Raw genomic sequence first — 14,101 nt, 5'->3', positions numbered from 1 at the left:
AGGCTGCATGGCGGCCGGCATCAGAAGCTCAAATCCCGCTGCCGTCCTGCTCGATCTCCTCCCGCTGCTGCGGCTCGTTGACCAGCACCTTCAACTCGCCGGCATGGATCTTCAAGAGCACGTCGCGGTCCATCGGCAGGAGTTCGCCATCGATGACGCAGCGGATATCGTGCCGCTCGCGCGGGAAATGCAGCTCCACCTCGGTCGCCGTCATGGCCGTGACGGAAGGGTTTTCCTTCAGCCGCCCGCGCAGGATATCCAAAGCCAGTTTCGCGACGCCCGCGGGCTTCAGCGGATCGGCGATATAGAAGCCGAGATGGCCGCGGGTCAGGCTGTCGGCATACATCAAGGGATCGGGGCCGAACTCGTTGTTGGATACGGAGATCGCCGAGACCTTGCGGTGCCCGACCTTGCCCTCCGCCTTGAACTCCACCTCGAATTCGGGCGGATTGAACATCACGCCGATGGCCGCCCGCGTGCTCGCGCGGATCTTGCCCAGCCGCGAGGCGAAGGTCATGGAATTGCGGTACCGGACCAGGCGGGCGTGCATGCCGGCGGAAAACTGGTGCACGAAGCTTCTGCCGTTGGCGCTGGCGATATCGATGTTCTCCGGCGTGGCGGACGCCAGCGCATCCAGCACCTGCCAGATGTCGAGCGGCAGCTTCAGCGAACGGGCGAAGAGGTTCATCGTGCCCGCCGGCACGACGCCCAGCGCAATGCCGCTCTTCCAGGCGATGCCCGCCGCAGCGGAGATCGTGCCGTCGCCGCCGCCGGCGATGAGGCCCTCGACGCCGCTCGTCGCAGCACCCTTCTCCATGGTTTCCACCACCTGGTCGCCGGAGACCACATGGCATTCGATCTCATGTCCTCGCGCCCTGAAAGCCTCCACGGCGCGGGCGCAATAGGCATCCATGTCGGTGGTTCTGAAGGTCCCGCCATCGCGGTTGAAAACGGCAAACAGGTTCATCGCATAAGGGCTCTGGCGCGGATCGGCGCGGGACAACGGTTCATCCGAGAAATGGTTGCGGCCAACGGTTTTATCAACAGCGCTCCGATCGCATCCGCCCGCACACACAATCCCGTGAAATGCGGGAGGGGTCTACCGCAACGCACAATCACATGCTAATCTTCCCTTCAGGTCATTTCGATGGCCGCTCACCTCCAGAGCGGGTGGATGTCTCCCACATCTTGCCCGCGTCTTTTTTCTGTTGATTTCAAGCCATGACCGATTCCGCCGCTCCCTTCGCTTCCGCACGTGACCGTTCGGAAACGCAAGTCCTCGAAAGTGCTCCCGCCCTCTCCCGGCTCGCCGTCATCCTTATCGAGATTGCGCTGGCGGTCGGCGGCTTCGGCATCGGCACCGGCGAATTCGCGATCATGGGCCTGCTTCCGGACGTGGCATCGACCTATGACGTCAGCATTCCGACGGCTGGATACGTCATCAGCGCCTATGCGCTCGGCGTCGTGGTGGGAGCGCCGATCATCGCGGTGCTTTCGGCCCGCATGCCGCGCCGGACCTTGCTTCTCTGCCTGATGGGCCTCTTCGCAATCGGCAATATCCTGAGCGCCGTCGCTCCGGATTTCTGGAGCTTCACCCTCCTTCGCTTCATCACCGGCCTGCCGCACGGCGCTTATTTCGGGGTAGCGGCGCTGGTCGCCGCGTCCATGGTGCCGCTCGACAAGCGCGCCCGGGCCGTCGGCCGCGTCATGCTGGGGCTCACCGTCGCCACGCTCATCGGCACGCCGATCGCCACCTTCATGGGCCAGATGCTGAACTGGCGCGCCGCCTTCTTCCTGGTCGGCGGCATCGGCGCCGTCACCGTGGCGCTCCTCTGGTATTTCCAGCCGCGCGACAAGGTACGGGAAGGGGCGAGCATCTGGCGCGAGCTCAGCGCCTTCGGCCGCGGACAGGTATGGCTGACGCTCGGGATCGCCGCCGTCGGCTTCGGCGGCATGTTCTCGGTCTTCAGCTATATCGCCTCGACGACCACCGTGACGGCGGGGATGCCGGTCGCCATGGTCTCGATCGTGCTGGCGCTGTTCGGCATCGGCATGAATGTCGGCAATATCCTGGGCTCGCGCCTCGCGGACGTGTCGCTGAAGGGCACGATCGGCGGCGTGATGGTGTTCAACATCGTCGTCATGGGCATTTTCGGCCTCTTCGCGCAGTATCCGATCGTGCTCGGCGTCTGCGTCTTCCTGATCGGCTGCGGCTTCGCCGCGGGTCCCGCTCTACAGACACGGCTGATGGACGTCGCGGCGGATGCGCAGACGCTCGCCGCCGCCTCCAATCATTCGGCCTTCAACATCGCCAATGCGCTCGGCGCCTGGCTCGGCGGCCTGGTGATCACCTGGGGCTGGGGCTTTTCGGCCACCGGCTATGTCGGCTCGTTCCTGTCGCTGCTCGGGCTCGGCGTCTTCTTCGCCTCTGTCCTGCTCGAAAAGAAGCGCGGGCCGGCGTGACGGTCAGGCCGCTTTGGAGGCAGCCTTTCCTTCCGGCATGACCACGTATTTGCGGCCGTTCTCGCAGACGACGTGCTCCTTGCCCCACACGCGCAGTGCGTCGACGACCGGTTCCAGGCTCAATCCAAGCGGCGTCAGCTTATAATCGACGCGCGGCGGCACGACCGGAAACACGGTGCGCTCCAAGAGCTCCGCTTCCTCCAGTTCTCTGAGCTGTTTCGTCAGCATGCGCTGCGTCACCGACGGAATGCGGCGGCGAAGCTCGTTGAAGCGCAGGGTCCCCTCCTGGAGCAGGTGATAGAGGATCACGCCCTTCCATTTTCCGTCGAGGAAGTTCAGCGTCGATTCCACCGGACAGCCGGGAAAATTGCCGGTCAGCTTGGCGCGCGGTTTCGACATGGGCAGCGTCCTTTCACAGTATACTTTTCGACACTATAGGCCAAAAATGTGCATTCTTGCGCTCGCGGAACATACGCGCCATCTAGTCTCCACGCAATGTAAACAGCAGGAACCAAGGAGACATCCATGCGCGCCGTCGGCTTCAACACGCCCCAGCCCATCAGTGCCGAAACCTCGCTGCTCGATATCGAGCTGCCCGTTCCGGAGGCAAAGGGGCGCGACCTGCTCGTCGAGATCCGGGCGGTTTCGGTCAACCCCGTCGATACGAAAGTGCGCGCCTCCGCCGCCGTCGAACCGGGCGAACATCGCATCCTCGGTTATGACGCGGCCGGCGTGGTGAAGGCGGTCGGCCCGGACGTCAAGCTCTTCAAGCCGGGCGACGAGGTTTACTACGCCGGCGCGATCAACCGGCCGGGCACCAATGCGGAATTCCATCTGGTGGACGAGCGTATCGTGGGCTTCAAGCCGAAAACCCTGAGCTTCGAAGAGGCCGCCGCCCTGCCGCTCACTGCGATCACCGCCTACGAGACGCTGTTCCACCGCATGAAGGTGCAGGACAAGGTGGCCGGCGCGTGGAATGCCGTGCTCGTCATCGGCGGCGCCGGCGGCGTCGGCTCGATCGCCATCCAACTGCTCCGCGAACTTTCCGACGTCACCGTCATCGGCACCGGTTCGCGGCCGGAAACCCGAGCCTGGATCAGGGAACTCGGCGCCCATCACGTCATCGACCATTCGAAACCGATGGCGAAACAGCTCGCCGAAATGGCGATCGGCGCGCCGGCCTTCGTCTTCTCGACGACCCAGACGGAGCAGCATGTCGACGATATCCTCGAACTGATCGCGCCGCAGGGCCGTTTCGCGCTGATCGACGACCCCAAGGCGCCGATGGATCTGCGCCCGTTCAAGCGCAAGACGTTGTCGATCCACTGGGAGATGATGTTCGCCCGGCCCGTCTGGCAGACCGCCGACATGATCGAACAGCACAAGCTCCTCAACCACGTCGCCGAACTGGTGGATGCGAAGAAAATCCGCACGACGCTGTCCGAGACGCTGGGCACGATCAACGCGGCGAACCTCAAGAAGGCGCATGCGACGATCGAAAGCGGCCGCACCAAGGGCAAGATCGTGCTCTCCGGCTTCTGACGCCGCCCATGTTGCCGAAAAACCTCCATTTTCGCGAAATGGGTGCATCCGGCCTCGCCGCACCTTATCGATGAACCTGCGATCCTCTATAGATTGCGGGGTATCGAAAGGGGGAATTCATGGCAAGCGTTCAGACAAACAGTTTCGGAAATCCGGTTTCGGCAATCACGGGCGCGACGTGGTTCGGCTATCTCGCCCGCATCGTGCTCACCTTCATGTTCTGGGGAAGCGGGCTCTCGAAAATCATCGACTTCCAGGCCGGCGTCGGAGAAATGGCGCATTTCGGGCTGGAGCCGGCGGCGCTCTTCAACATCGCGACGATCGTCACGCAGCTGGTGGGCTCGGCGCTGATCATCCTCAACCGCTGGACCTGGCTGGGTGCCGGCGCGCTCGCCGTCTTCACGGCGCTCACGATTCCCATCGCCCATAATTTCTGGGCGATGGAGGAACCGTTCAAGACGATGGAATTCCATGTGGCGATGGAGCACATCACCGTCATCGGCGCATTGATGGTGGTCGCCTGGAAATCGCGGTGATCACGGGGCTGCCGCCGAGGCGGCCCGATCTCACGCAATCGCCTGGATGACGACGACCCGCGCGCCGACCTTGACGCGCTCGTAAAGGTCGATGACGTCGTGGTTCATCATGCGGATGCAGCCGCTCGACATGGCGAGCCCGATCGATTCCGGCTGGTTGGTGCCGTGAATGCGGAAATGCGTGTCGTTGCCGTTGCGGTAAAGATAGATGGCGCGCGCGCCGAGCGGATTGTTCGGGCCGCCCGGCAGGCCGCCGGCAAGCTTGCGGTAACGCTCCTCGCGGCGCTGCATGTTGAGCGTCGGGGTCCAGCTCGGCCATTCCGCCTTGCGTCCGACATAGGCACTGCCCGCAAGCGCGAGGCCGGCACGGCCGACACCGACGCCGTAACGGATCGCCCGCCCCTCGCCGAGGACGTAGTAGGCGCGGCGGGACGGCGTATCGACGACCACGGTGCCCGCAGGATGCGGCGTCGCATAGGCCACCTCCGTGCGGCGCAGTTCCGGCTTGATCGTGTCGATCGGCACGGCCTTCAACGGAAACTCTTCATTCGGCAAAGCCGCATAATTCGTCTGTGCAGGAATTGTGGAAGCGCAGCCCGCGAGCATGAGCGGAAGGCCTGCCAGAAAGCCGCGACGGGAAATCGACATGAATGTGTCCTTGCTGCGTCAGGAAGATGACGCCGAAATTAGGAAGATTATGGTTAATGAAGTGCTAAACCGGGGGCGCCGGGGTTGATCACGAACGTGTCAGCGGCAGGTCGCGATGGCGGAGCAACGCATTGAATGGCGCATCATCTGATGCTATTTTTGATGCAGCCAAAGGAGACCCAGCAATGAGAACCACGGTCACTCTCGACGACGAGCTCATTGCCCGCGCTGAGGAAGTTACGGGCATCACGGAGAAATCCGTGCTTTTGAAAAAAGCTCTGACGTTGCTAATCCAGCACGAGGCCGCTCAGCGGCTTATCAAGCTTGGTGGAAGTGCACCAGACTTAGAGGCTCCGCCAAGGCGCCGGTGGAATCTCGACGGCACCTGGGGCGGCTCAGACTGGGACAAATCCGAATGATCCTGCTCGACACGTCGATCTGGATCGATCATCTTCGAAAGAGCGAAGAGCATGTCGAATTTCTGCTGAAACGACAACAGATTCTCGTTCATCCCTTCGTGCTTGGGGAGGTGGCTCTTGGCTCGATGCCACACTATGATCTTGTTCTTCAATCGCTCTCTGAATTGCCGCAGGCCATAGTCGCCAACAATCTTGAGGTTCTTCAGCTCATAAAACGGCATTCGTTGATGGGAAGCGGCATCGGTTACGTCGATGCGCATCTATTGGCTTCGGCCAGATTGACGGACGGTACCCGGCTGCTAACCCGCGACCAGCGCCTCGCGCGGATCGCGATGGCGCTGGGCGTAGACCATTCCGAATAGGCAATTCACATATTCTGATACACCGGCCCCTCGCCGCCCTGGGGCGGGACCCAGTTGATGTTCTGGTTGGGGTCCTTGATGTCGCAGGTCTTGCAGTGGACGCAGTTCTGGGCGTTGATGACGAAAGTCGGCTCGCCGTCCTTCTCCACCCATTCGTAGACGCCCGCCGGACAGTAGCGCGCCGAAGGCCCGCCATAGACGTCGAGCTCGGAGCGCTTCTGCAACTCCATGTCCTTCACCTTGAGGTGGACCGGCTGGTCCTCCTCGTGGTTCGTGTTGGAGAGAAACACCGAGGAGAGCCGGTCGAAGGTCAGCACCCCGTCCGGCTTCGGATAGTCGATCTTCTTGTGATCGGCCGCCGGCTCCAGGCTTGCCGCGTCCGTCTTGCCGTGACCCAATGTGCCGAACAGTGAGAAGCCGAAGAGCTGGTTCGTCCACATGTCCAGCCCGCCGAGCCCGATGCCGACCAGCGTGCCGAACCGCGACCAGAGCGGCTTGACGTTCCTCACCCGCTTCAGGTCCTTGCCGATCGGAGTCTGCCGCCATTCGTTCTCGATCTCGACGACCTCGTCATTGGCGCGGCCGGCGGCGATCGCCGCGGCGATCTTGTCGGCCGCCAGCATGCCGGAGAGAACCGCATTGTGGCTCCCCTTGATGCGCGGCACGTTGACGAGACCGGCCGAGCAGCCGATCAGCGCGCCGCCGGGGAAGGACATTTTCGGCACCGACTGGTAGCCGCCTTCGGTGATGGCGCGGGCGCCGTAGGAGAGCCGCTTGCCACCCTCGAACGTGCCGCGGATCGCCGGATGGGTCTTGAAGCGCTGGAATTCCTCGAACGGATAAAGATAGGGGTTCTTGTAATTCAGGTGCACCACGAAGCCGACGGCGACGAGATTGTCCTCCAGGTGATAGAGGAAGGAGCCGCCGCCGGTGGACATTCCGAGCGGCCAGCCGAAGGAGTGCTGCACCAGGCCGGGCCGGTGGTTCTCCGGCTTCACCTGCCAGAGCTCCTTGAGGCCGATGCCGTATTTCTGCGGCTCGCGGCCCTCCTGCAGGCCGAAGCGCAGGATGAGCTGCTTGGCGAGCGAACCGCGCACGCCCTCGCCGATCAGCACATACTTGCCGTGCAGTTCCATGCCGCGGGTATAGTTCGGACCGGGTTCGCCGTTCTTCTCGATGCCCATGTCGCCGGTCGCAACGCCGATGACCGCGCCCTCTTCATTGTAGAGCACTTCGGTCGCGGCAAAGCCCGGATAGATCTCGACGCCGAGGCCTTCCGCCTTTTCGGCGAGCCAGCGACAGACGTTTCCAAGCGAGACGATGTAGTTGCCGTGATTGTTCATCAAAGGCGGCATCATGACGTTCGGCAGGCGGACCGAGCCGGCAGGGCCTAAAAAGAGGAAATGATCGTCGGTCACCGGCGTCTTGAAGGGATGGTCCTCCTCCTCCCGCCAGCCGGGCAGAAGCGCGTCGATGCCGACCGGATCGACCACCGCACCGGAGAGAATATGCGCGCCGACTTCCGAACCCTTTTCGAGCACGACCACGGTCAAATCCGGGTTGACCTGCTTCAGCCGGATCGCGGCAGACAAGCCCGCCGGCCCGGCCCCCACGATCACCACGTCGAATTCCATGCTCTCCCGTTCGGGAAGGTCCTGTCCGTTCATGTCCAACTCCGCTCGCCGGCCCCTCCCGGCTGTTATTCAGGCGATCTGTCTTGGCAAAAGCCATTCCACTTGTCGAGGCGGGAAAACGCCTTCCGCCTTGCCATTCGCGCAAAACGGTTTTCCGTCCCCTCATATTACTTTTACGTTCACGTCAATTATAGAAACCGAACCGGAGAAAGCAAGTTCGGCCTTTCGCCCCGGTCTGTCGCTGTTATAAAGGCGGGACATCGACGACAGGAATTCGGAAGGAACAGCATCATGGATCTCGGCATCACCGGCAAACGCGCCCTCGTGCTCGCCTCGTCGCGCGGCCTCGGCCTCGGCATCGCCAAGGCGCTTGCGGCCGAAGGCGCGAACGTTCTCCTCGTCGGCCGCTCCGGCGACAGGCTGACGGAAAACTGCAAGGCGATCAACGCCGAAGGCAAGGGCAAGGCCGACTGGGTGTGGGGCGATCTTGGCGAGGACAATTTCGTCGAATCCATGGTGAATGCGGTCAAGGAGAGGCTCGGCGGCATCGACATTCTCGTCAACAATACCGGCGGCCCGACGCCCGGCACGACCGAGGACATGACCGCCGACAAGCTCGACAGTTTCTTCCAGTCCATGGTGCTGCGCGTCATCGGTCTCACCAATGCCCTGCTGCCGCAGATGAAGCAGCAAGGTTTCGGCCGCATCCTGACCGTTGCCTCCTCCGGCGTGGTCGAGCCGATCACCAATCTTGCGCTTTCCAACACGCTGCGCTCGGCGCTGGTCGGCTGGAACAAGACGCTTGCCGCAGAGGTCGCGGGCTTCGGCATCACCGCCAACATGCTGCTGCCCGGCCGCATCCATACCGACCGCATCGACGAGCTCGACGGGGCGAACGCCAAGCGCAGCGGCAAATCGCTCGAAGAGATTCGCGCCGCCTCGCTGAAAACCATCCCCGCAGGGCGGCTCGGCAAGGTGGAGGAGTTCGCGGCCGCGGGCGCCTTCCTCTGCTCAGGGCCTGCAAGCTACGTCACCGGCACGATGCTGCGGGTCGACGGCGGGGCCTCGCGCTCGATCTGAACTCCCGCCGCTAAACATCGATTCAAATTGAGCGACCGCCGTTGGCGGTCTCTCAATGCCCCTGTCATAAAAGGTAAGCCGGCCCTCATCAAGGATCGCCGGCATGATCGAAAGCGCTCCCGGGGCCGTCGAGGATTCCGACCCGGACATTTTCTCCTCCGCGCCGCCCGCACCGGTCTCCGCTGCCACGGCGATCGCCGAGATGCTTGCGATCGAGGAAATGCCGTCGCTCGACGGCGGCAGCCCGGCGGCGCGGCCCGCAGTTGCCAAGTCGACAAGTATGCATGCGAGGGCCTTGGGCGCCGTCGAGGATGCGGTCGTCTCCAACCTGCTCGGCAACGTCTCGCCTTTGAGCCGCATCGCCGGCTTCACTCTGTCCGAACACGAGGAACCGGCGCCAGGGCCGCTGATCCAGCGCTATTACGAAGACGTCTGAGTGCGGCCCGAAATCACGCGAATGCGTCTCGCGGCACGCCCGGCCAAGGCTTATGGTTCCGGGAGCTTCCTCACCTCCTCGGAGATTTCCCATGAAATTCGCAAGACTGGTGCTTTCGGTGATCGGCATCCTGCTCGTCGTTATCGGCCTTCTGTGGATCGGCCAGGGCAGCGGCGTCTTTCCCTATCCGGCGACGAGCTTCATGATCGACCAGACGCCCTGGATCATCAACGGCGCGATCGCCGCCGTCGCCGGGCTCCTCGTCACATGGGGCGCACGGCGGTTTCTCCGATAGCGGCATACGGGGTGGAGCAGCGCAGCCGAGGCGCGAGAAAGATTAACTCCAGTTCATCCAACTCCTTCATTGCTAACATTTAATCCACTTTCACCGGCTCGTGAGCAGCGCAGACGGAATCGGTCTTTTTTGCGCCGCAATATGGGCAGCTCGATGGGTCGATATCATCGGGCAACCAAAGGCAGACGGTGACCTCATGAAGAAGATCCGGGTTTTTGCGGGCGTGCTTATCGTCGCTGGCATTGCGGGCTGGGAATACCGCGATCGGCTACCATTCCTTTCATCCTTCATACAGCAGACTTCCGCCGATACCGGCGACGGTCATTCGCAGGGCCAGCCGCAACGGCACGGCGGAGGCGGTCCGCCGCCTACCGTCAAGACGGTCGCCGCGAGGCGCGCCGCCCTGCCGATGGACGTCACCGCCGCGGGTTCGGCCGATGCCGACGAGAACACCACGATCGCCGCGCAGGAACAGGGCCTCGTCGTCAGCATTACGGCGACCGACGGCGCATCCGTAAAGGCCGGCGACCTGATCGCCAAGCTCGACGATCGCACCGCAAAAGCCGCGCTCGCCAAGGATCAGGCGCTGCTCGTGCGCGACGAGGCGACGCTGACGCAAGCGGAAAGCGCGCTCGCCCGCGCCGACGACCTCGTCCGGCGCAATGCCGGCACGCAGCAGGCCGACGACGAGGCGCGCGCCGCCCGCGACACGGCGGCCGCCACGGTCGACGCAGACAAGGCCGCGATCGCTGCCGATCAGGTGGCGGTGGAGAATACCGACATCCGCGCCCCTTTCGACGGAAGGCTGGGCGATATCGCGATCAGCCTCGGCGCTTATGTGAGCGGAGGAACCGCGATCGTGACGATCGAGAAATACGACCCGATCTATGTGCAGTTCCATCTGCCCGAAGCTTATCTCGGCGAGCTCAAACAGGGTTTCGGCGCTGCTTCCATCGCGGTCGATGCGGTGCCCCAAAGCGGCGGAACGGCGGCCAAGGGAACCCTGACTTTCTTCGACAACACGGTCGATCCGGCTTCCGGCACGATCCTTGCCAAGGCGAAATTCGACAATCCTTCCGGCGGGCTCTGGCCGGGACAATCGCTGAACGTCACCGTGCATTTCGAGAGCGGCCGGAAGGATGTGGTCGTGCCGACGGTGGCCGTCAATCCGGGCGTCGATACTCCGTTCGTCTATGCCGTCGGCGACGACAAGAAGGTGCACGTGACGCCGGTGAAGGTGGCACGTTCCAGCGGCCCCGACACGGCGATCGCGAGCGGCCTTTCCGAAGGCACGCATGTGGTCGTGGAAGGCCAGGTGCAGCTCACCGACGGCGCGGCCGTGACGGAGCAGTTCGGCGGAACGCCGGCCAACGAGACCGCCTCCGCAAGCGGCGACGACCGGCCGGTGGACGTGGGAGAAGCGCAATGATGATCCCGCAATTCTGCATCCGCCGGCCTGTCGCCACCACGCTGCTTGCGATCGGCGCCGTACTCGCCGGCCTTGCCGGCTACCAGTTGCTGCCGGTCGCCGCCCTGCCGCAGGTGGATTTCCCGACGATCAACGTCTCCGCCCAGCTCACCGGCGCCTCGCCGCAGACCATGGCGACCGCGGTTTCGACGCCGCTCATCAAGCAGTTCGAGACGATCCCCGGCATCAGCGAGATCAGCGCCACGAATTCGCTCGGCAATACCTCGATCGTGCTGCAGTTCGACCTCAACCGGAACATAGACGCGGCCGCGGCCGACGTGCAGGCGGCGATCTCGCACGCGACACGGCAGCTGCCGGACAACATGACGACGCCGCCGAGCTATCGCAAGACCAACCCGGCCGATGCGCCGGTGCTGCTGCTTGCGGTCAAAAGCGACACGCTGCCGCGCAGCAAGGTCGACGAGATCGCCGAGGACGTACTGTCCCCTGCCCTTTCGACGCTGCCGGGTGTCGCGGAAGTCTCGATCTTCGGCGCGCAGACCTATGCGGTGCGCGTCGAGCTCGATCCCGCCAAATTGCAGGCGCGCAATCTCGGCGTCGATACCGTCACCAACGCGATCGCCAACGCCAACAGCCAGGCGCCGGTCGGTTCGCTGGAAAACAATACCCAGCGGCTCACCATCAATGCCGATACGCAGCGCACCAATGCGGATCAGTTCCGCTCGCTGGTGATCGCCAACCCGAACGGTGCGCCGATCCATCTCGCAGACGTCGCCGACGTTCAGGACAGCGTCGAAAATCTGGATGCCGGAAGCTGGTATGACGGCAACCAGTCGATCATCCTCGCCATCCAGCGCCAGCCGGACGCCAATACGGTGGATGTGGTGGATGCCGTGCGGGCGAAGCTGCCTTCACTTTCGGCCGAGCTGCCGGCATCGGTGTCGATCAACGTGATGAACGACGCCTCGACGGCGATCCGCGCCTCGATCTCCGACGTGCAGTTCACGCTGATGCTGACCATCGCGCTCGTCGTGCTCGTCATCTACCTCTTCCTCGGCCGGCTCACCGCCACCCTCGTGCCGGCGCTTGCCGTGCCGCTGTCGCTGATCACCACGTTCGGCGCCATGTATGTGCTCGGCTACAGCATCGACAACATCTCGCTGCTCGGACTGACGCTCTCGGTCGGGCTGGTGGTGGACGATGCGATCGTCATGCTGGAAAACATCATGCGGCATATCGAGGACGGCATGCCGGTGATGCAGGCGGCGCTGACAGGCGCGTCGGAAGTGAGCTATACGATCATTTCCATGTCGGTGTCGCTGATCGCCGTCTTCATCCCCATCCTCCTGATGGGCGGCGTGGTCGGGCGGCTCTTCAACGAGTTCGGCATGGTCGTGGCGCTCGCCATCGTCGCCTCGGCGGTCGTCTCGCTGACGGTGACGCCGATGCTCGGCTCGCGCCTTTCCGGCGGCCATCATAGCCCCGGCCTGATGGTGCGCATCTTCGACGCCGGTTTCAGCCGTACGCTGAGGGGTTACGACAAGGCCGTGGGCTGGTGCCTCGGAAACCGCGGCATCGTCATGCTCATCTTTCTCGCCTCGGTGGGCGGCTCGGCCTATCTCTTCAAGACCCTGCCCACGAGCTTCTTCCCGCAGGAGGATATCGGCCGGCTGACCATCTCCACGCAGGCCCGCGAGGACATTTCCTATCCGGCCATGCGCGACCTGCAAAGCCAGGTGGCCGCGATCGTCGAGAAGAACCCGGCCGTCGCCCACATCACCTCGATCGTCGGCAGCAACGGCCGCAGCTCGCTCAACAACGGCACGATCTTCGTCGAGCTGAAGGACCGGGAGGAACGCCTGCCGCTCGACCAGACGCTGCGCGACCTGAGACAGGCGACGTCCAAGGTGGCCGGGATAAAGACCTTCATCACGCCGCAGCAGAGCCTGCGCTTCGGCGGCCGCTCCACCGCCAGCCAGTACCAGCTCGTGGTGCAGGCGCTCGACGCCGACCAGACGAACGAATGGGCGGGCAAGATCCAGGCGGCGATGCGCGCCGACCGGGCGCATTTCACCGACGTGACCTCCGACGCCCAGAACGCGGCGATCGAGGCGAATATCAAGATCGATCCGGAAAAGGCGGCGTCATTCGGCATTACCGACCAGGAATTGCGCGAAACGCTGCAGATGGCCTTCGGCGGCTATACGGCGGCCGAGATCCAGTCGACCGGCGACAGCTACGACGTCATCACCGAATTCGACAATACCAAGCAGTGGAACGACCAGATGCTGCAGGACATCCGGGTGATGTCCGCCAACGGCTCGCTGGTGCCGCTTTCGAACTTCGCCGAGGTGGTGCGCCAGACCGCGCCGGTGACGATCAACCAGACCGGCCAGCTCGTCTCCACCACCGTGTCGTTCAACCTGCCGGCGGGCGTTTCGCTTTCCGACGCGACGGCGGCGATCGACGGGATCAAGGCGAACCTGCAGATGCCGAACGACGTGTTCACCTCCTACGGCGGCACGGCGCAGATCTTCCAGCAGAGCCAGGGCAACACGCCGCTTCTGATCCTCGCCGCGGTGCTGACCATCTATGTGGTGCTCGGCGTGCTCTACGAGAGCTTCATCCACCCGCTGACGATCCTCTCCGGCCTGCCGGCGGCCGCTTTCGGGGCGCTGCTGGCGCTGAAACTCTTCGGATTCGACCTGTCGATCATCGCGCTGATCGGACTTCTGATGCTGATCGGCATCGTCAAGAAGAACGCGATCATGATGATCGACGTTGCGGTGGAGACGATGCGCTCGAAGAAAGAGACGGCGAGCGCGGCGATCCACGAGGCCTGCGTCAGGCGTTTCCGGCCGATCATGATGACGACCTTCTGCGCGCTGCTCGGCGCGCTGCCGATCGCACTCGGCACCGGCGCCTCGTCGGAACTGCGCCAGCCCCTCGGCGTCGCCGTCGTCGGCGGGCTGATTGTTTCCCAGGCGCTGACGCTGTTCATCACGCCCGTCATTTTCGTCGAGATGGACCGCTTCGGGCGGTTTTTGGGGAGGCTCGGCCGGAGGAAGGATGGGGACCGGCATGAGGCGAACGACGATGTGCCGGCGGCGGTCGCGGCGGAATAGTGGCTGATATCCTATTTGCCCCTCATCCGGCTGCCGCCACCTTCTCCCCGCTCGCGGCAGGGCTATCGCATATGGGCGATAGCGGCGATGAGGTAGTCATCGTTCCAGGCGCATTTTCTGATGCGATGGCTG

Annotated in this window: 14 protein-coding genes; 10 read left to right on the top strand and 4 right to left on the bottom strand. The window is 63.6% G+C overall.

The annotated features are described in order from the left end of the window. Nucleotides 1-28: 28 nt before the first annotated feature. Nucleotides 29-967, bottom strand: coding sequence for a diacylglycerol/lipid kinase family protein (locus ACMGE0_RS31635; protein ID WP_436819863.1), 939 nt, complete (start codon nt 965-967; stop codon nt 29-31). A gap of 254 nt (nt 968-1,221) precedes the next feature. Between ACMGE0_RS31635 and ACMGE0_RS31630 the strand changes: the two genes are divergently transcribed. Beyond that, on the top strand, nt 1,222-2,463 hold the full coding sequence (locus ACMGE0_RS31630) for an MFS transporter (protein ID WP_436819838.1): 1,242 nt from the start codon (nt 1,222-1,224) through the stop codon (nt 2,461-2,463). A 3-nt stretch (nt 2,464-2,466) separates the two neighbouring features. Here ACMGE0_RS31630 and ACMGE0_RS31625 read toward each other — a convergent pair whose 3' ends face one another. Next, nucleotides 2,467-2,862 carry a winged helix-turn-helix transcriptional regulator gene (locus ACMGE0_RS31625; protein ID WP_436819837.1) on the bottom strand — a complete coding sequence of 132 codons (396 nt, stop codon included), beginning with the start codon at nt 2,860-2,862 and terminating at the stop codon, nt 2,467-2,469. 126 nt (nt 2,863-2,988) lie between these two features. Between ACMGE0_RS31625 and ACMGE0_RS31620 the strand changes: the two genes are divergently transcribed. Next, nucleotides 2,989-4,005, top strand: a complete 1,017-nt coding sequence (locus ACMGE0_RS31620) for a zinc-binding alcohol dehydrogenase family protein (protein WP_436819836.1) — start codon at nt 2,989-2,991, stop codon at nt 4,003-4,005. A 119-nt stretch (nt 4,006-4,124) separates the two neighbouring features. Continuing rightward, nucleotides 4,125-4,541 (top strand): DoxX family protein, encoded by a 417-nt coding sequence (locus tag ACMGE0_RS31615; protein WP_436819835.1) that lies wholly within the window; start codon nt 4,125-4,127, stop codon nt 4,539-4,541. A 30-nt stretch (nt 4,542-4,571) separates the two neighbouring features. Here the strand turns inward: ACMGE0_RS31615 and ACMGE0_RS31610 are convergent, their stop codons facing one another. After that, nucleotides 4,572-5,189 carry a L,D-transpeptidase gene (locus tag ACMGE0_RS31610; RefSeq protein WP_436819834.1) on the bottom strand — a complete coding sequence of 206 codons (618 nt, stop codon included), beginning with the start codon at nt 5,187-5,189 and terminating at the stop codon, nt 4,572-4,574. Between the two features lie 185 nt (nt 5,190-5,374). On the opposite strand from ACMGE0_RS31610, the gene ACMGE0_RS31605 reads away from it, so the two are divergent. Then, nucleotides 5,375-5,608, top strand: a complete 234-nt coding sequence (locus tag ACMGE0_RS31605; protein WP_436819833.1) for a type II toxin-antitoxin system VapB family antitoxin — start codon at nt 5,375-5,377, stop codon at nt 5,606-5,608. Beyond that, nucleotides 5,605-5,970, top strand: a complete 366-nt coding sequence (locus ACMGE0_RS31600) for a type II toxin-antitoxin system VapC family toxin (protein ID WP_436819832.1) — start codon at nt 5,605-5,607, stop codon at nt 5,968-5,970. Before ACMGE0_RS31605 ends, ACMGE0_RS31600 begins: the two co-directional genes overlap by 4 nt. A gap of 5 nt (nt 5,971-5,975) precedes the next feature. Here ACMGE0_RS31600 and ACMGE0_RS31595 read toward each other — a convergent pair whose 3' ends face one another. Beyond that, entirely contained in the window at nt 5,976-7,637 is a 1,662-nt protein-coding gene (locus tag ACMGE0_RS31595; protein WP_436819831.1) for an electron transfer flavoprotein-ubiquinone oxidoreductase, read from the bottom strand. A 258-nt stretch (nt 7,638-7,895) separates the two neighbouring features. Between ACMGE0_RS31595 and ACMGE0_RS31590 the strand changes: the two genes are divergently transcribed. The 5 genes from ACMGE0_RS31590 (at nt 7,896) to ACMGE0_RS31570 (ending at nt 13,969) form a co-directional block, all read left to right on the top strand. After that, nucleotides 7,896-8,684: an SDR family oxidoreductase gene (locus ACMGE0_RS31590; RefSeq protein WP_436819830.1), complete on the top strand. Its 789-nt coding sequence runs from the start codon at nt 7,896-7,898 to the stop codon at nt 8,682-8,684. Between the two features lie 103 nt (nt 8,685-8,787). Continuing rightward, nucleotides 8,788-9,120 (top strand): hypothetical protein, encoded by a 333-nt coding sequence (locus ACMGE0_RS31585; protein ID WP_436819829.1) that lies wholly within the window; start codon nt 8,788-8,790, stop codon nt 9,118-9,120. Nucleotides 9,121-9,211: 91 nt separating this feature from the next. Beyond that, nucleotides 9,212-9,415: a hypothetical protein gene (locus tag ACMGE0_RS31580; RefSeq protein ID WP_436819828.1), complete on the top strand. Its 204-nt coding sequence runs from the start codon at nt 9,212-9,214 to the stop codon at nt 9,413-9,415. 196 nt (nt 9,416-9,611) lie between these two features. Next, nucleotides 9,612-10,844, top strand: coding sequence for an efflux RND transporter periplasmic adaptor subunit (locus ACMGE0_RS31575; protein ID WP_436819827.1), 1,233 nt, complete (start codon nt 9,612-9,614; stop codon nt 10,842-10,844). Further along, nucleotides 10,844-13,969 carry an efflux RND transporter permease subunit gene (locus ACMGE0_RS31570; protein ID WP_436819862.1) on the top strand — a complete coding sequence of 1,042 codons (3,126 nt, stop codon included), beginning with the start codon at nt 10,844-10,846 and terminating at the stop codon, nt 13,967-13,969. The genes ACMGE0_RS31575 and ACMGE0_RS31570 overlap by 1 nt, the downstream gene beginning before the upstream one ends. Nucleotides 13,970-14,101 lie beyond the last annotated feature (132 nt).

This window comes from Neorhizobium descurainiae (genome assembly GCF_051400715.1).
GTDB lineage: Bacteria > Pseudomonadota > Alphaproteobacteria > Rhizobiales > Rhizobiaceae > Neorhizobium.
Note: the sequence above shows the minus strand (reverse complement) of the source record. Positions and strands in the feature narration are given on the sequence as shown.